Source organism: Bradyrhizobium sp. UFLA06-24, from assembly GCF_054967145.1.
The window spans coordinates 1-16,355 of the sequence record NZ_JADFUE010000038.1 but is presented as its reverse complement, the minus strand read 5'-3'; the positions used below and the strand labels follow the sequence as shown (position 1 = coordinate 16,355).

General features: G+C 64.7%; 17 protein-coding genes. 7 read left to right on the top strand and 10 right to left on the bottom strand.

What is annotated here, in order from left to right; translation table 11 throughout:
* Together IF809_RS25870 and IF809_RS25865 are read left to right on the top strand one after the other, a co-directional pair.
* Entirely contained in the window at positions 1-324 is a 324-nt protein-coding gene (locus tag IF809_RS25870; protein WP_462838922.1) for a hypothetical protein, read from the top strand.
* A gap of 212 nt (positions 325-536) precedes the next feature.
* Positions 537-821: a hypothetical protein gene (locus IF809_RS25865; protein WP_128964618.1), complete on the top strand. Its 285-nt coding sequence runs from the start codon at positions 537-539 to the stop codon at positions 819-821.
* Positions 822-901: 80 nt separating this feature from the next.
* Here the strand turns inward: IF809_RS25865 and IF809_RS25860 are convergent, their stop codons facing one another.
* Both IF809_RS25860 and ettA read right to left on the bottom strand, forming a co-directional pair.
* Entirely contained in the window at positions 902-2,128 is a 1,227-nt protein-coding gene (locus IF809_RS25860) for a lytic murein transglycosylase (RefSeq protein ID WP_462838921.1), read from the bottom strand.
* Between the two features lie 7 nt (positions 2,129-2,135).
* Positions 2,136-3,785, bottom strand: a complete 1,650-nt coding sequence (gene ettA / locus IF809_RS25855) for an energy-dependent translational throttle protein EttA (protein ID WP_128964616.1) — start codon at positions 3,783-3,785, stop codon at positions 2,136-2,138.
* 233 nt (positions 3,786-4,018) lie between these two features.
* Between ettA and IF809_RS25850 the strand changes: the two genes are divergently transcribed.
* The gene (locus IF809_RS25850) at positions 4,019-4,234 is read left to right on the top strand and encodes a hypothetical protein (RefSeq protein ID WP_128964615.1); all 216 of its coding nucleotides are present in this window, start codon (positions 4,019-4,021) and stop codon (positions 4,232-4,234) included.
* 125 nt (positions 4,235-4,359) lie between these two features.
* Entirely contained in the window at positions 4,360-5,322 is a 963-nt protein-coding gene (locus IF809_RS25845; RefSeq protein ID WP_462838920.1) for a D-2-hydroxyacid dehydrogenase family protein, read from the top strand.
* Between the two features lie 55 nt (positions 5,323-5,377).
* Here IF809_RS25845 and IF809_RS25840 read toward each other — a convergent pair whose 3' ends face one another.
* Positions 5,378-6,583 carry a L,D-transpeptidase gene (locus IF809_RS25840; protein ID WP_453983589.1) on the bottom strand — a complete coding sequence of 402 codons (1,206 nt, stop codon included), beginning with the start codon at positions 6,581-6,583 and terminating at the stop codon, positions 5,378-5,380.
* A gap of 369 nt (positions 6,584-6,952) precedes the next feature.
* On the opposite strand from IF809_RS25840, the gene IF809_RS25835 reads away from it, so the two are divergent.
* On the top strand, positions 6,953-7,750 hold the full coding sequence (locus tag IF809_RS25835) for a hypothetical protein (protein WP_462838919.1): 798 nt from the start codon (positions 6,953-6,955) through the stop codon (positions 7,748-7,750).
* Positions 7,751-7,752: 2 nt separating this feature from the next.
* Here IF809_RS25835 and sseA read toward each other — a convergent pair whose 3' ends face one another.
* The 3 genes from sseA to IF809_RS25820 all read right to left on the bottom strand — a co-directional run bounded on the left by sseA (position 7,753) and on the right by IF809_RS25820 (position 10,363).
* Complete coding sequence (gene sseA, locus IF809_RS25830; protein WP_453995870.1) at positions 7,753-8,604, bottom strand: 3-mercaptopyruvate sulfurtransferase; 852 nt, start codon at positions 8,602-8,604, stop codon at positions 7,753-7,755.
* Positions 8,605-8,741: 137 nt separating this feature from the next.
* The gene (locus IF809_RS25825) at positions 8,742-9,155 is read right to left on the bottom strand and encodes a rhodanese-like domain-containing protein (RefSeq protein ID WP_462838918.1); all 414 of its coding nucleotides are present in this window, start codon (positions 9,153-9,155) and stop codon (positions 8,742-8,744) included.
* A 32-nt stretch (positions 9,156-9,187) separates the two neighbouring features.
* Positions 9,188-10,363 carry a vWA domain-containing protein gene (locus IF809_RS25820; RefSeq protein WP_128964609.1) on the bottom strand — a complete coding sequence of 392 codons (1,176 nt, stop codon included), beginning with the start codon at positions 10,361-10,363 and terminating at the stop codon, positions 9,188-9,190.
* 264 nt (positions 10,364-10,627) lie between these two features.
* Between IF809_RS25820 and IF809_RS25815 the strand changes: the two genes are divergently transcribed.
* Together IF809_RS25815 and IF809_RS25810 are read left to right on the top strand one after the other, a co-directional pair.
* Positions 10,628-10,873 carry a GlsB/YeaQ/YmgE family stress response membrane protein gene (locus IF809_RS25815; protein WP_092297730.1) on the top strand — a complete coding sequence of 82 codons (246 nt, stop codon included), beginning with the start codon at positions 10,628-10,630 and terminating at the stop codon, positions 10,871-10,873.
* A 93-nt stretch (positions 10,874-10,966) separates the two neighbouring features.
* Positions 10,967-11,809: an AAA family ATPase gene (locus tag IF809_RS25810; RefSeq protein ID WP_061027206.1), complete on the top strand. Its 843-nt coding sequence runs from the start codon at positions 10,967-10,969 to the stop codon at positions 11,807-11,809.
* Positions 11,810-12,093: 284 nt separating this feature from the next.
* Here the strand turns inward: IF809_RS25810 and IF809_RS25805 are convergent, their stop codons facing one another.
* The 4 genes from IF809_RS25805 to IF809_RS25790 form a co-directional block, all read right to left on the bottom strand.
* Entirely contained in the window at positions 12,094-13,740 is a 1,647-nt protein-coding gene (locus tag IF809_RS25805) for a GMC family oxidoreductase (protein ID WP_462838917.1), read from the bottom strand.
* Positions 13,741-13,950: 210 nt separating this feature from the next.
* Entirely contained in the window at positions 13,951-14,544 is a 594-nt protein-coding gene (locus IF809_RS25800) for a GNAT family N-acetyltransferase (protein WP_462838916.1), read from the bottom strand.
* A 111-nt stretch (positions 14,545-14,655) separates the two neighbouring features.
* Entirely contained in the window at positions 14,656-15,594 is a 939-nt protein-coding gene (locus tag IF809_RS25795) for an SMP-30/gluconolactonase/LRE family protein (RefSeq protein WP_453982333.1), read from the bottom strand.
* 135 nt (positions 15,595-15,729) lie between these two features.
* Positions 15,730-16,355: GyrI-like domain-containing protein (locus IF809_RS25790; protein WP_462838915.1), on the bottom strand; the 626-nt coding region annotated here is incomplete at its 5' end.

Below are 16,355 nucleotides of genomic sequence, written 5' to 3'. Positions count from 1 at the left end.
ATGAAGAAGATGCTTACGGCAGTCGCTGCCACCGCAACCCTGGTCCTGACGGCGGGAACGCCGGCCCATGCACAGCGCGGTGTCGCTGCCGGCGTGGCCGCGGGGATCATCGGCGGCGCCATCGTCGGCGGTGCGCTGGCGTCTCCGTATTATTACGGACCTGGACCGGGCTATTATGAACCCGGCTACTACCCGCCCCGCTACTACGCGCCGGGTCCCGGCTATGTCGCTGACGACTATTATGGCGGTGGCTGTGTCTGGCAGAAACAGCGCTTCTGGGACGGCTATGCCTGGCGCATCCGCCGCGTCCGGGTCTGCGGCTGAGTCCGTAGAGGGCCGGTTCACTACGGAGGGGCCGTTCATCTCAGGGCCCGAAAAAGACCGCTTTTTCTCGTCACAGCTCCGTGTGCGTTTACCGTGGATTGACCATTTGCGCGCTTCCTAGCCACAAGGCCAATTCCATCAAAGTCTGCGTGAACCTTTGAACCCCGGACGCTCCTAACAAGGGACGTCCTTCTCCCAGGAGAGCCAAGAGCATGAAGAAGACTATTGTTGCCGCCCTCACGGTTGCGACGATCGCCGGTTCGCTGGTGACCGCCACGCCGTCCGCCCAGGCCCACGACGGCGTCGGTGCCGGCATCGCAGCCGGCCTGCTTGGCGGCGCGATCATTGGCGGCGCCATCGCCTCGAGCCGTCCCGCCTATGGCGGCCCGGTTTACGTCGCCGAGCCCGGCCCGCCGCCCCCGCCCTGCTACTGGCAGCGCCAGCGCTATTGGGACGGCTATGGCTGGGTCATCCGCCCGGTTCGCGTTTGCTACTGATCTGATCGCACGGCGCTTTTGAGCGCCCCGATCGAAGCCCGGTCGAGCACCCTCGACCGGGCTTTTCTTTTGGTCCCGCGCTATCGCGCAGCCTGGATCGAACGCAGCACCTCTTCGCTGGGCCAGCAATCGACCTTGAGACCTGCCGACTTCTGATAGGCACCGAGCGCCGCACGGGTCTGCATGCCGGCCTTGCCGTCGACCTTGTCCTTGTAGAGCCCGACGCGCGTGAGCCCGCGCTGCATGGCCTCAACATCCAGAGTGCGCAATTGCTTCGATGCCGACCAGGGCGTCGCAAAGGGCAGCGGGCTCGTCATGCGGTCACTGAGATGGCCGACGAACAGCACATAGAGGTCGGAGAAGTTGTATTCCTTGATGACGAAGTAGTTCTTCGTCGCCAGGAACGACGGACCATAGATGCCTTCCGGCTGCAGCAACGAGGCCGGCTCCGCCTGCTCCGCGGCACTGAGCTTTTGCCCGCGCACCGGCACGAAGCCATCGCGCAACCACTGGCCGATCGGCTTCGTCACCTCCGGCACGCCCATCGTGCAATCGACCTTCGCCGGCGCCTGTACCTCGTAGGCCCAGCGCACCCCGCTCTGCCAGCCCTTGTTCACGAGCTGCTGCGCCGCGGACGCCAGCGCATCCGGCACCGAGTGCCAGATGTCGATGCGACCGTCGCCGTCGAAATCGACGCCGTGCTTGTAATATTCGGACGGCAGGAACTGCGTGAGCCCGGTGGCGCCGGCCCAGGATGAGGTCAAGTCCTTGCGCGTGACCACACCCTCGCTGAGAATCTTCAGCGCGAGGATGAATTCATTGCGATAGGTATCCTTGCGCCGGCCGACATAGGCCTGCGTCGCGAGCACCCGGACGAGATCGTAAGGCAGTTTATAGCGGCCGTAATCGGTCTCGCGCCCCCAGATCGCGAGCATCACGGTGGCAGGCACGCCGGAACTCTTCTCGATTTTCGCCAGCGCGGCGCCGTATTTCTGCAGCAGCCGTTGCCCCTCACCCGCGAGCCGCGCGATCGAAGCTTCCTTGATGTAGTCGGCCGGCACCTGCACGAACTCGGCCTGCGACGGCGCGCCTGTCGCGGGCCGTCCCGGCAGGGTCAGGTCAGGCAGCTTGTAATCCGGTTCGAGCCCGCGCGTTTGCTCTTCGAACGCCGCGCGCGAGACACCCGCGGCCTGCGCTTCCGGCCAGAGCGAGGCAATGAACTGGGTGAACGCGGCATCGGCGGCGTGCGCGGACGACCAGCCGCAGGTGACCACGATCACCGCAGCGATGAGCGTCCGCCGCATCATGCCGCAATCACCGCGTCAGCTTCTTGTACTTCACGCGGTGCGGGATGATGCTGTCCTGGCCGAGCCGGCGCATCTTATCCTTTTCGTAGTCCTGGAAGTTGCCTTCAAACCATTCAACGTGGCTGTCGCCTTCGAAGGCCAGAATGTGAGTCGCGATGCGGTCGAGAAACCAGCGATCGTGGCTGATGATGACGGCGCAGCCGGCGAAATCCTCCAGTGCCTCTTCGAGCGCGCGCAGCGTGTCGACGTCGAGGTCATTGGTCGGTTCGTCGAGCAGCAGCACGTTGGCGCCCGACTTCAGCATCTTGGCGAGGTGCACGCGGTTGCGTTCACCGCCCGAGAGCGCGCCGACCTTCTTTTGCTGGTCCGCGCCCTTGAAGTTGAATGCCGAGCAATAGCCGCGCGAGTTCACTTCCTTCTTGCCGAGCAGGATCAGCTCGTTGCCGCCTGAAATTTCCTCCCACACGGTCTTCTTGCCGTCGAGCGCATCGCGCGACTGGTCGACATAGCCGAGATGAACAGTCTCGCCGACCGTGATCGTACCGGCGTCGGGCTTTTCCTGGCCGGTGATCATCCTGAACAACGTGGTCTTGCCGGCGCCGTTGGGGCCGATCACACCGACGATGCCGCCGGGCGGCAGCTTGAAGGTGAGATTGTCGATCAGGAGACGATCGCCGAAGCCCTTGCTGAGGCCTTCGAAGTCGACGACGTTGGCGCCGAGCCGCTCGGCGACCGGGATGATGATCTGCGCGGTCTGGGTCTGCTTCTCGCTCGCCTTCTTGAGCAGCTCTTCATAGCGCTGGTAGCGCGCCTTGGATTTGGCCTGGCGTGCCTTCGGCGAGGATGCGACCCATTCCTGCTCGCGGGCCAGCGTCTTCTGGTGTGCGGCGTCCTCGCGGCCCTCCTGCTCCAGGCGCTTCTGTTTCTGCACCAGCCAGGACGAGTAATTGCCCTCGTAGGGGATGCCACGGCCGCGATCGAGCTCGAGGATCCAGCCCGTGACGTTGTCGAGGAAGTAGCGATCGTGGGTGACGATCAGAATGGCGCCGGGATAGTTGCGCAGATGGCCTTCGAGCCACGACACGGATTCGGCGTCGAGATGGTTGGTCGGCTCGTCCAGCAGCAGCAGCTCGGGCTGGTCGAGCAAGAGCCGGCACAAGGCGACGCGGCGGCGCTCGCCACCGGAAAGTTTCGTCACGTCGGCATCGTCTGAAGGGCAGCGCAGCGCATCCATCGCCTGGTCGACCTTGCTGTCGAGATCCCAGAGGCCCTGGGCCTCGATCTCATCCTGCAGCTTGGTCATCTCGTCGGCGGTCTCGTCCGAATAGTTGACCGCAAGCTCGTTGTAGCGGTCGAGAATCGCCTTCTGCTTGGCGACGCCCTGCATGACATTCTCACGCACGGACAGCTTGGGATCGAGCTGCGGCTCCTGCTCGAGGTAACCGACGCGGGCGCCCTCGGCGACCCAGGCCTCGCCGGTGTACTCCTTGTCGAGCCCGGCCATGATCCTGAGCAGCGTCGATTTACCCGAGCCGTTGACGCCGAGTACGCCGATCTTGGCGTCCGGGTAGAAGCTCAGATGGATGTTATCGAGCACCTTCCGGGTCGGATAGCTCTTGGTCAGGCCCTGCATGAAATAGATGAACTGGCGCGCCATCGGTCCCGTGAAACCTTCGATTTGAGGAAATTTGCTTGCCGCCGATGTAGCGATCCCGCCCTGAAAGGGCAACGTTTTCCGTCCGTTCACCACGGATGAATACGGAACGGACACCATCCGGCCGCCGATCCGGACAATTGAAACCATCTTTTAATAAATCAAGCCAAAGCTCGGTTTCGCGCGGAAACAGCGCCACCCGCTCAGAATGACCGGGAGCACAGCGAGGCCGCATCATGGCTCTGATCGAGACCACCTCTCATCACGTTCCGGTAGAAGCCGGGCACGTCTCCGGGTTCGTCGCGGAGGTCAAGGGCTTCTGGAAGCGCTTCTTCACCACCGCCTTCAGCCCCTACCGGCCCGAACTGCACTACATGCGCGGCCCCGGCCCCGCCTGGCGCGCCAAGCACGGCATGGATGCGCCGATCCGGCTCAAGCCCCGCGACCGCTAGGCGCCGGCTGCCGGATTTTTGAAGACGCAAGCTGCTTGCGCGCAGCCCCCAATGCGCGCAACCATGGCCCCGGTCCGACGGTGGCGCCCGCACGCGCCTTCACCCCTCGCCATGGATGAACGCTGATGAGCCGGCTGCGCTGTGCAATTCTCGACGACTATTTCAACCTCGCCCTCGACGTCGCCGAGTGGTCGAAGCTGTCCGACCGCGTCGACATCACCGTGTTCACCCACTCCTTCGCCTCCGAGCAGGCTACGGCCGGCGCGCTGGCGGATTTCGAGATCATCTGCGCGATGCGTGAGCGCACCGCGTTCCCCAAAGGCCTGTTCGACAAGCTGCCGAAGCTGAAGCTGCTGCTCACGTCAGGCATGCGCAATGCCGCGATCGACATGGAGGCCGCCAAGGCAAAGGGCGTCGCGATCGGCGGCACGCAATACTCGCGCGACCCCACCGCGCCGCTGACCATGGGCCTGATCCTTGAACTGACCCGCGGCATCGGCCGCGAGAACGCGCGCATGCATGCCGGCGAGCACTGGCAGACCTTTGCCGGCGTCGAGATCGAGGGCATGACGCTCGGCATCGTCGGCCTCGGCAAGCTCGGCACCAAGATGGCCGGCATTGCCAAGGCCTTCGGCATGAACGTGATCGCCTGGAGCCCGAACCTGACACCGGAGAAGTGTGCGGGCGCGGGTGTCGGCTACGCCACCAAGGAGGAGCTGTTCGCCAAGGCCGACATCATCACCATCCATGTGGTGCTGAGTGAGCGTTCGCGGGGCCTGGTCAGCCGTGCGGATCTCGCGCGGATGAAGCCGACGGCCTTCCTCGTCAACACCGCGCGCGGGCCGATCGTCGACGAGCAGGCGCTGCTCGAGGCCTTGCAACAGAAGAAGATCGCCGGAGCCAGCCTTGACGTGTTCTCAGTCGAACCGCTGCCGGTGGATCATCCCTTCCGCAAGCTCGACAATCTCGTGCTGACGCCACATCTCGGCTACGCGACCGAAGACGGGCTGCGCATGCACTACGCCCAGATGGTCGAGGCGATCGACGCCTGGACCAAGGGCGGTGAGCTGCCGCGCAAGCTCGCCTGAAACGACGAAGGGCGCGCCGACGGCACGCCCTTCGCAATCTCAATGATCTCCGCGCTCAGCGCACGGTGACCGGCGCGGGCAACGGCGGCACCACGGTCGGCTGGGTCCCTGGAACCGGGCCGGCCTGGGCGGCCATCGGAGCCGGACCAGCAGCGCCCGGCGTCGGCGCCGCGGAAGCCGTCGCCGTTCCCGGCGCCGGACCACCCGGCAACACCACCACGCGGGTGCCGACCTTGACGCGATCGAACAGGTCCGAGACGTCTTCGTTCAGCATGCCGATACAGCCCGACGACACGAACTTGCCGATGGTCGAGGGCTGGTTGGTGCCGTGGATACGGTAGACGGTCGAGCCGAGATACATGGCGCGCGCGCCGAGCGGATTGCCTTCGCCGCCGGCCATGAAGCGCGGCAGATAGGGCTGGCGCTCGATCATTTCCGCCGGCGGATGCCAATCCGGCCACTCGGCCTTGCGGGTGATCTTCTGCACGCCGGTCCAAGTGAAGCCGTCGCGGCCGACACGGACGCCGTAGCGGATCGCGCGGCCATTGCCGAGGACGTAATAGAGGTAGGTGTTCGGCGTATCGACCACGATGGTGCCGGCGGGCTCCTTGGTTTGGAACGCGACTTCCTGGCGGCGCAGGTTCGGAGACAGCTGCGCGGGCGCAGCGTCGGGCTGCTCCTCGGGCGGCAGCGAAGCAACCGACATCGGCCGGCCACCGGCGCCGGGTTGCGGCGAGACCGCTCCGGTCGCAGCCGGGCCGCTAACGGCCTCGGGCGGACGCATGCCGTCGTTAGCCGGCGCCTGGCCCGGACGGTCGGCATAGATCACCGGAGGCGGAGCCGCGGGGCGGCCGTAACGGGGATCGTCGGGCGACATCACCGGCCCTTGCGGCGGCGCGGCGGAATAAACCGGCGGCGCGCCAGCCGGACGGCCGTAGCGAGGATCATCCGGCGACATCACGGGGCCCTGCGGCGGGGCAGCGGAGTAGACCGGGGGAGCACCGGCCGGGCGCCCGTAGCGCGGATCGTCCGGCGATGTGATCGGGCCGTTCGGCCCCGGCGGCGGCAGCGCAGCCTGCGGCGCCGCGTCGTCATCATCTTCCAGCGCGTCGAAATTCGGCGTGCGGTCACCGGGCCGGTATTCAGCGGGGGCGCCGTAACTCGGCGCCTGCTGGACCGGATAGCTCTGGGCCTGCACAAGCGAGGTTCCCGCCGCAGCGACCGTTGCGGCAGCGCATATCGTCAGAAAATGTTTGATCATCATCGCTCTTGTGTCGTCCCCGGGCCCCGTCCAGGCCGTCATGGGCCAGATGACCGAAGATAGCGGCACATTCAAGACACAACAGGCTGATTTGTGCCTGATTTTGCGATTTGTGATGCAATCGCACACAGTTGCCCCGTTGCATCACGGGGCGGAAATCGCATCACGCCGTAGAATGCCGGAGTTCTCCACCCCGTTTTTTACGGAACGGCGCGGAGACGTTGCGATATGTTCGAATCAGCCTGATTCGCCACCGCTTTGAGCTCGAATCCCCCGCGTGGCGAACGCGGCAAGCAGTACCGTCACCGCGTTCAGATGGCTCATGGGCCCCGGCCATACGCCGCCGGGGCGGAAATTCGTAACCCTTCGATGCTTCCCGGCTTCCGCTTCCTGCTTGGCGCGATCCTGCTGTCTACCTCCATCCTGGTGTTCGGCTTGGGCGCCGCCTCGCTGCTCCGGGCGACCCACGAGCAGTATGTCAATAACCCGGCCTGGCGGAACGGTCCGCAGGAGCAGGTGTTCGCGCAAGCGCCCGAACCGGCCCGGCCGGTGCTCGCAGCGTTGCGCGTTGAGCCGGTCGCGCAGGTCCCCGATGAGGCGACATCTGCGATGCAGGACCAGATCCCGAGCATCGCCCTGCCCGCCATCGAGACCGATCCCGCGCAGATGGCGGCGGTGACGCTCGAATCCCAGCCCGAGGCCCAGGTTTCAACGCAGGTCGCGGCGATCGCGCCGGCTGTGGAGACGGCGCCGCCCGCCACCGAAGCACCGGTCCCCGAGCCGGCCAAGACTGAGGCTGCTTCTCCCGCGCCGACCGACACGCTCACCACGGCCGACACGACCGTTTCCATCGCCGCGCCGCCGGCCCCGGCAATATCCGCCACCGACGTGCCGCGAACCGCGACACCGGCATTGGCCTCGCGCGTGAACGACATGGCCGCGGCCCGCTTAGCTGCGCTGAACGAGCTTGCGGCCACGGCCAGCAAGGATCCGCCGGCGAGGCCCAAGGCCGACAGCGTTAGACCAGAAAGCAAGCCGCGCGCGCACAAGCCGAAGAAGCGTCACCGCGTCGTTCGGCGCCCACCGCCGCAGCAGATCCAGCAGGCACTCGACCCGTTCGGCCAGCCACAGCAGACGCTCGCCACGACGGCCACTCGCGCGCGCTGACCTTACGCCGGCCCTGTCGCGATCGGCGGGCCCTTCTCCTGGCCCCATTCCGACCATGAGCCGTCGTAGAGCGCGGTGTCGGAGACCCCTAGGCGATAGAGCGCGAGCGTCAACACGCCGGCCGAGACGCCGGAGCCGCAGCTCGTCACGATCGGTGCATCGAGCTTGACGCCGGCATTCACGAAGGCTGCGCGGAGATCCTCGAGCGGCTTCATGATGCCGGTCGCGGCATCGAACAGCAGATTGTACGGTACGTTGCGCGCGCCGGGGATGTGGCCGGAACGGATGCCTGCACGCGGCTCGGGCGCGCGGCCTTCGAAACGATCGGCGGCGCGGGCGTCGATCACCTGCTCGGCAGGGCTTTCGAGATTCGCAATCAGCTGCTGCATGCTGCGCACGCGCCTCGGATCGAAGCTCGCCTTGAAGCTTGCGGGCTTCGGCTTCACTTCGCCGCCCTCGACAGGGCGGCCCTCGGCACGCCACTTCTTCAAGCCGCCGTTGAGGATGCGCACATTGCTGTGGCCGAAGGCCAGGAACATCCACCACGCACGCGGCGCGGCGACCCAGCCGCCGGCATCGTAGATAACGACGGTATCTGTGTTGGAGATGCCGAGATTGCCGACATCGCGGCCGAACTGCTCGGCGCTCGGATACATGTGCGGCAGGGGGTTGGAATGGTCCGACACCGCATCGACGTCGAAGAACACGGCGCCCGGCAGATGCGCGGCGAGATAGTCATCCTTCGGCAGCGGCAGCACGCCCGGCAGCTTGAAGCTGGCGTCGAGCACCCGAACGTTGGCATCGTTGATGTGGGCGGCGAGCCATTCGGTGGAAACGAGGGGATCGGTGGTCATGCTACGTCTTTCTTGTCATTTCGGGACGTGCGCAGCACGAGCCCGGAATCCATCGTGCGGCAGCGTTGGTAGATGAATGGATTCCGGGCTCGCGACCTCGTCGCGCCCCGGAATGACGAGTGGAGAGAGCGAGGCCCTCACCCCTTCTTCTTCGGCTCCCACTTCTCCGTCGGGCCGCCGGCATCGCGCCAGGCGGCGTAGCCGCCGGCGATGTGGGCGACGGGCTTGAGGCCCATGTCCTGCGCAGTCTTGGCCGCAAGCGCGGAGCGCAGGCCGCCGGCGCAGTGGAACACGAACTTCTTGTCTTCCTGGAAGATCGGCTTTGCATACGGGCTCTGCGGATCGATCCAGAATTCGAGCATGCCGCGGGTGCAGGAGAACGCGCCGGGAATGCGGCCGTCGCGCTCGATCTCGCGGGGGTCTCTAATATCGACGATGACGACGTCGCCGTTCTTGGCGATCTCGATGGCCTCCTTGGCGGAGAGCGTCTCGATCTCGGCATTGGCCTCGTCGATCAGCGCCTTGATGCCGCGGGTGATGTTTTGGGACATATGGCTCTCCCTCTTGTCGGCCGCGCGTGGAGCTAGTGCGTCAATTCTTTCATCGCATTCTCCAGACCCTCGATCGTGATCGGGTACATGCGATTGGCGAAAATACGTTTGATGATCGTGGTGGATTCCGAATAGTCCCAGTGCTTCTGGGCAACCGGATTGAGCCACACCGTGTGCGGATAGGTGCGGATGATGCGATCGAGCCAGACCGAGCCCGGCTCCTCGTTGACGTGCTCGACCGAGCCGCCGGGCACCATGATCTCGTAGGGCGACATCGAGGCGTCACCGACGAACACGACCTTGTAGTCGTGCGGGTATTTGTGCAGCACGTCCCAGGTCGGCGTGCGGTCGGTGAAGCGGCGCTTGTTCTGCTTCCACACGCCCTCGTAGAGGCAGTTGTGGAAGTAGAAATACTCCATGTGCTTGAACTCGCTCTTCGCCGCCGAGAACAGCTCCTCGACCTGTTCGATATGCGAATCCATGGAGCCGCCGATGTCGAAGAACACCAAGAGCTTCACCGCATTGCGCCGCTCGGGGCGCATGTGGACGTCGAGATAGCCGTGATTGGCAGTCTCGCGAATGGTGGTGTCGAGATCGAGCTCGTCGGGCGCACCGGTGCGCGCGAACTTGCGCAGGCGGCGCAGCGCCACCTTGATGTTGCGAATGCCGAGCTCGACATTGCCGTCGAGATCTTTGAACTCGCGTTTGTCCCACACCTTCACGGCGCGGTTGTTGCGGTTCTTCTCCTGACCGATGCGCACGCCTTCGGGATTGTAGCCATGCGCGCCGAACGGCGAGGTGCCGGCGGTGCCGATCCATTTCGAGCCGCCCTGGTGTCGGCCCTTCTGTTCCTCGAGGCGCTTCTTCAACGTCTCCATGAGCTTGTCCCAGCCCATCGCCTCGATCTGCTTCTTCTCCTCCTCGCTGAGATATTTCTCGGCGAGCTTCTTCAGCCACTCCTCGGGGATCTCCGCCTTCTCCATGGCATCGAGCAGGCTTTCCAGACCCTTGAACACCGTACCGAAGACGCGATCGAACTTGTCGAGATTGCGCTCGTCCTTCACCAGCGAGGCGCGCGACAGATAGTAGAAATTCTCGACCGAATAGTCGCCGAGGTCAGCGTCGAGCGCCTCCATCAGCGTGAGGTATTCGCGCAGCGTCACGGGGACCTGCGCATCGCGCAGAGAAGTGAAGAATTGCAGGAACATAGCTGACAGATTGCCCGTCGGGTGGCGAACGTCAAGGGGCGCCCTTCACCTCTCCCATCGGGAAAGGTCGCGCCGAAGGCGCGGGTGAGGGGTTTCGCTCTCTCCTGAGGTCGGCGCCCCCTCACCCGGATCGCAAGGGCGATCCGACCTCTCCCCGTCGGGGAGAGGTGAAGCGAGATCGCGACTGCAGCGATTCAGCGTGGACCCAATGACATTTTCCTCTAGAATTGCCCGCTTCAAGGGGATGTTTGGGGGACGTTTGCAATGGGAATTATCGCAGCACTGATCATCGGCGCGATCGCCGGCTGGCTTGCCGGCAAGATTGTCCACGGGGCGGGATTTGGGCTGATCGGCAACATCGTGGTCGGCATCATCGGCGCGCTGGTGGCGAGCTGGGTGCTGCCCCAGCTGCACATCGAGCTCGCCACCGGCACGTTCGGCGCCATCGTCGATGCCACGATCGGCGCGGTGATTGTGCTGGTGATCCTTTCGCTGATAAGACGGGTCTGAAAGCCTGACCGAACCAGGAACGGCCGCCATGCGCGGCCGTTCCCTTGTCGCGACCGGGACAGAGCTCCGGACGACGACCAACAAGGACGCGAAATGAAATTTACGGGCACCAAGGATTATGTTGCGACCGACGATCTCAAGGTCGCCGTCAACGCCTCGATCGTGCTGGAGCGCCCGCTCCTGGTGAAGGGCGAGCCCGGCACCGGCAAGACGGTGCTGGCGGAGGAAGTGGCGAAAGCGCTGAACGCGCCGCTGCTGACTTGGCACATCAAGTCCACCACCAAGGCGCAGCAGGGCCTCTACGAATACGATGCCGTGTCGCGCCTGCGCGACAGCCAGCTCGGCGACAGCAGGGTGTCCGACATCAAGAACTACATCAAGCGCGGCAAGCTGTGGGAAGCCTTCACCGCCGAGCAGCGTCCAGTGCTCTTGATCGACGAGATCGACAAGGCCGACATCGAATTCCCGAACGATCTCCTGCTCGAGCTCGACCGCATGGAATTCCATGTCTACGAGACCGGCGAGACCATCAAGGCCAAGCAGCGCCCGATCATGATGATCACCTCCAACAACGAGAAGGAGCTGCCGGACGCCTTCCTGCGCCGCTGCTTCTTCCACTACATCAAGTTCCCCGACGCCGACACGATGGGCCGCATCGTCGACGTCCACTTCCCCGGCATCAAGAAGCGCCTGGTGGAGGAAGCGCTGCGCATCTTCTTCGAGGTGCGCGAGGTGCCCGGCTTGAAGAAGAAGCCATCGACGTCGGAGCTGCTCGACTGGCTCAAGCTGCTGCTCAACGAAGACATGAGCGTCGAGCAACTGCGCGAACGCGACCCGCGCAAACTGATCCCGCCGCTGCACGGCGCGCTGCTCAAGAACGAGCAGGACGTGCACCTGTTCGAGCGGCTGGCGTTCTTGAGCCGACGGGAAGTTTGAGGCACGCGGCTAGTCACACTGCCGGTGTCGTCCTGGCGAAAGCCAGGACCCATGCCGCATGATCTATCGATTGCTGATCGTCGGAGTACCGAACAGTTTTCGCAAAACCCCTCCCTGGGTAACGGGTCCTGGCTTTCGCCAGGACGACGCCAGAGAAGCATTCGCGGCTCTGTTTACATCGTCATTGCCGAGGGGCGACGGCGTCGCTCTCCGACTCGCGTGCTCATGTGACTACGACGTCTTAGGGTGGGTTTGGGTCAGCCTTACCCACCCTACCAAGTGCCCTACGCCACCGCGGCGTCCGGAATTCTTGCGGCTTCCATCGGTGCCTTGCCACGGATGAGGTCCGAGGCGCGGTCGGCGATCATCATGGTGGAGGCGTTGAGGTTGGCCGAGATCATGCGGGGCATGACCGAGGCGTCGATCACCCGCAACCCTTCGAGGCCGTGGACGCGGAGCTGGTCGTCGACGACGGCCCAGGTCGAATCCGCCGGGCCCATGCGGCAGGTACAGCCGGGGTGGAAGGTGGTGGTGCCGCGCTCGGTGGCGGCGTGCAGGAATTCGTCATCGCTGTTGACGTTGGGGCCGGGGAAATCCTCGTAGGCGTAATAGGGCGACAGCGGTGCGGACTTCAAAAGGCGCCGCGCGAGCTTCATGCCGCCGACGATGACGCGGCGATCGAGCTCGGCATCGAGATAGTTGGTCTGGATGATCGGTGGCGCGAACGGATCGTTGGAGCGGATACGGACATAGCCGCGGCTCTCCGGGCGTTGCTGCCAGGAGGCGACCGTCATGCCGGGCTCGTCCTCGAGCTGGCCCTGCACGCCTTCCTTGTAAGAAGCCGGCGTGAAGGTGAGCTGCAGGTCGGAGCTCTCGGCGCTCTCGCCTGAGTGCCAGAAGCAATAGACCATGGTCGGCGACAGCGAGAGCAGGCCCTTGCGCTGGGTCGCCCATTTCATCGCCTCGACCCAGAGACGCCAGCCGCGGCGAAGCTCGTTGATGGTCTTGATATCCTTGACCCGCGCCACGGTGCGCGGCGCATAGTGGTCCTGCAGCCCTTCGCCGACCGGCAGCGCGTGGCGCACCGCGATCCCGTGCTGCTGCAACAGATCGGGCGAGCCGATGCCGGAGAGTTGCAAGAGCTGGGGCGAATTATAGGTGCCGCCGGAGAGGATCACTTCCTTGTTGGCACGCACTTCGACAGGGGTTCCGCCGCGGCCGCCCTTCATGTAGCGCACGCCGACGGCGCGCTTGCCCTCGAAGATGATCTCGGTCGCGTGCGCATGGGTGTGCACATGCACGTTCGGCCGCTTCATCGCGGGCTTGAGGAACGCGGTTGCTCCGGAGACGCGGAGGCCGTTGTTGATGGTGCGCTGGCAGTAAGACACCCCCTCTTGCGTCTTGCCGTTGTAGTCGGGATTGCGCGGGATGCCGAGCGAGACCGCGCCTTCCATGAAGGCCTCGCAGAGCGGATCGCGCCAGTCCATGGTGGTGACGGTGAGGCTGCCCTCGCGGCCGCGATAGAGCGCCTCACCCTCGCCGACCCGCTTCTCCAGCCGCCGGAAGTAGGGCAGCACGTCGGCATAGCTCCAGCCGCGATTGCCCATCTGCGCCCAGGTGTCGAAATCCATGCGCTGGCCGCGATTGTAGATGTGACCGTTGATCGAGGACGAGCCGCCGAGCGTCTTGCCGCGCGGCGCGTAGATGCTGCGCCCGCCGGTGTAGGGGCCCGGCTCCTGCTGGTAAGCCCAGTTGATGCTCTTCATGTGGAAGGTCTTGATGAAACCTGCCGGCAGATGGATGTAGGGGTGCCAGTCGGAAGGCCCCGCCTCCAGCACGCAGACGCTGACATCAGGATCTTCGCTGAGCCTGGAGGTGAGAATGCAACCGGCAGAGCCCGCGCCGATGATCACATAGTCAAATCTATCCATTCGTTCGCCCCCGGCGTGTCGTGAGATCAAGTGAATCGCCGCCGCGGATGCCGACACCTCTCCCCACCGGGGAGAGGTCGATTTGCGCAGCAAATCGGGTGAGGGGGATCACGTTCCACGCGAGACCCCTCCCCTCACCCGCGCCTTTGGCGCGACCTCTCCCTATGGGAGAGGTGATCGAGCTCGCGGCAAGTTCGGTGCGCATCATCTTCAGCGCGGCTTGTCGTTGAGTTGATATTCCAGATGCGCCTTCACTGTCGGCCATTCGGCCGCGGTGATGCTGTATACGACGGTGTCGCGCAGGGTGCCGTTCGGCGCGACCTGGTGACTGCGCAGGATGCCGTCCTGCTTGGCGCCCAGGCGCTCGATGGCGCGGCGGCTCTGGTGGTTGAAGAAATGCGTGCGGAATTCCACCGCGATGCAATTCAGCGTCTCGAAGGCGTGCCGCAGCAGGAGCAGCTTGCACTGAGTGTTGAGCGGGCCGCGCTGCGCACTCTTGCCGTACCAGGTCGAGCCGATCTCGACGCGGCGGTTGTTGGCGTCGATGTTCATATAAGTCGTCATGCCGACGATGTTGCCGCCGACGTCGAACACCGTGAACGGCAGCATGGAGCCTGCGGCCTGCAGGCCCAGGCGGCGGTCGATCTCCTTGCCCATGTTCTCCGGCAGCGGGATTGCCGTGTACCAGAGCTTTGACAGCTCGCCGTCCTTCACCGCCTCCGTCAGGCCCGAAAGATGCTCTTTCGACAGCGGCTCGAGACGAGCGTGCTGTCCGCGCAGGGTGATGGGATCAGGCCAGGGCATTGAAGTCTCTCTCCGTTGTCATGGCGAGCGAAGCGAAGCAATCCAGACTATCTCCGCAGAGGCATTCCTGGATTGCTTCGCTCCGCTCGCAATGACGGTCACTAGCACCGTTTACTTGTTTAGGAAATTGAGAGGTAAACCACTGCGCGGCCAATCCATGGCGACGAGCTCGCCCTTGCCCGACAGCGTGATATAAGCGGTTTTGAGCTCGGGGCCGCCGAAGGCGATGTTGGTGGTGACGCGATCGCCGGTCGGGACCTGCTCGACCAGGGTGCCGTCGGGTGCGATCACCGAGATGCAGCCTGAGACCAGCGTGGCGACGCAGACATTGCCGTTCGCCTCGACCGCGAGCGAGTCGAACATCTGGTAACCGCCGAGGCCGCAGATCGGCTTGCCGCGTTCGCCGCGATAGATCACGTCGCGCGGCTTCAGCGTGCCGGGCGCGGAGAGCTCATAGGCCCAGAGCCGGCCGGTCGGCGTCTCCGCGATGTAGACGGTGTTCTCGTCCGGCGAGAGGCCAATGCCGTTGGCCGGCAATATGCCGTGCACGACCTCGACGATCTCGGTCATGCCGGGCTTGAGATAGTACATGCCGCCGACATCCATCTCGCGCGCCCGGCGCTTGCCGAGATCGGAGAACCACAGGCCGCCTTGCTTGTCGAACACGAGATCATTCGGCCCGCGCAGATCGTGCTCGCCGCATCTGGTGACGATGGTCTCGACCTTGCCCGTTTGCAGATCGACGCGCTGGATCGAGCCGCCGAGATAATCCTCCGGCTGCGGGCCCGGCATGATCATGTTGCGGGTCGGGATCCAGGAGAAACCGCCGTTGTTGCAGATGTAGATCTTGCCGTCAGGTCCGAGCGCGGCGCCGTTCGGTCCGCCCGGCACCTTCGCGACGATCTCCTTGCGACCGTCGGGATAAACGCGGGTCAGGCGCTGTCCCCGGATTTCCACCAGCACCACCGAACCATCGGGCATCACGACCGGCCCTTCGGGAAATTCGAGGTCGGTCGCGAGAACGCGGACGTTGGGCGTTGCAGTGGACATTGGGCCCCTCCCGGCTTGCTTGTTATGGCTTGCGCGGGATGTCCGGCACGGGCCCCGCTGGCAAGGTTTGCCAGCGGTTATGACAAAGTCGCTTCCGCTTGCCAAGCAAGCGGGACGGTATGCCAGCGTTGCGCGTTACTCTCGCACCGGCAACCAGATTTCAAGCCCGCCATTGCCGGTCACAGGATCGAACGTCTCGTCGTAGCGCTCGAAGTTCGGCGCGTCCGCGGCGTTCAGGCCGGAGGCCGGCAACCACTGATTCCAGATTGCGCTGACCGTGCGGCGGATCGAGGAGATATGCTCCGAATGGGTGAAGACCGCATAGCGCTGCTCGAGAATGCGGATACGGCCGAAGCGGCGCGGCAGGCCGGAGAAATCGGCGACCTCGACGCCCGCGATGTAATCTAGATTTCCGGCATCGTCGCCATTGCAACAGACGCCGTAGGCGAGCTTGCCGATGCGCGCGGGGATATCGGCGACCTCCTGGTGGAAGCGCTGCCACAGGCCGGGAATGGCCGCGCCGTTGTCGCAGGAGATGCGCTCGGCGGGGCCGGCAACGAGGAAAGCCTTGGCAGTTTCGAAACGCGGGGCTTTGAGATTGTCTGACATGGTGGAGTCCATGAGGATCGGCTCCTGCAGCTTGAGATGACCGGTGCATTTCGCGGCCCTGACCGCTTCGGGCGTGGTGCCGAACTGGTCGCGGAACGCGCGGGTGAATGCCTCGTGCGAGCCGTAATCCGCCTCCAGCGCGATGCTCAGGA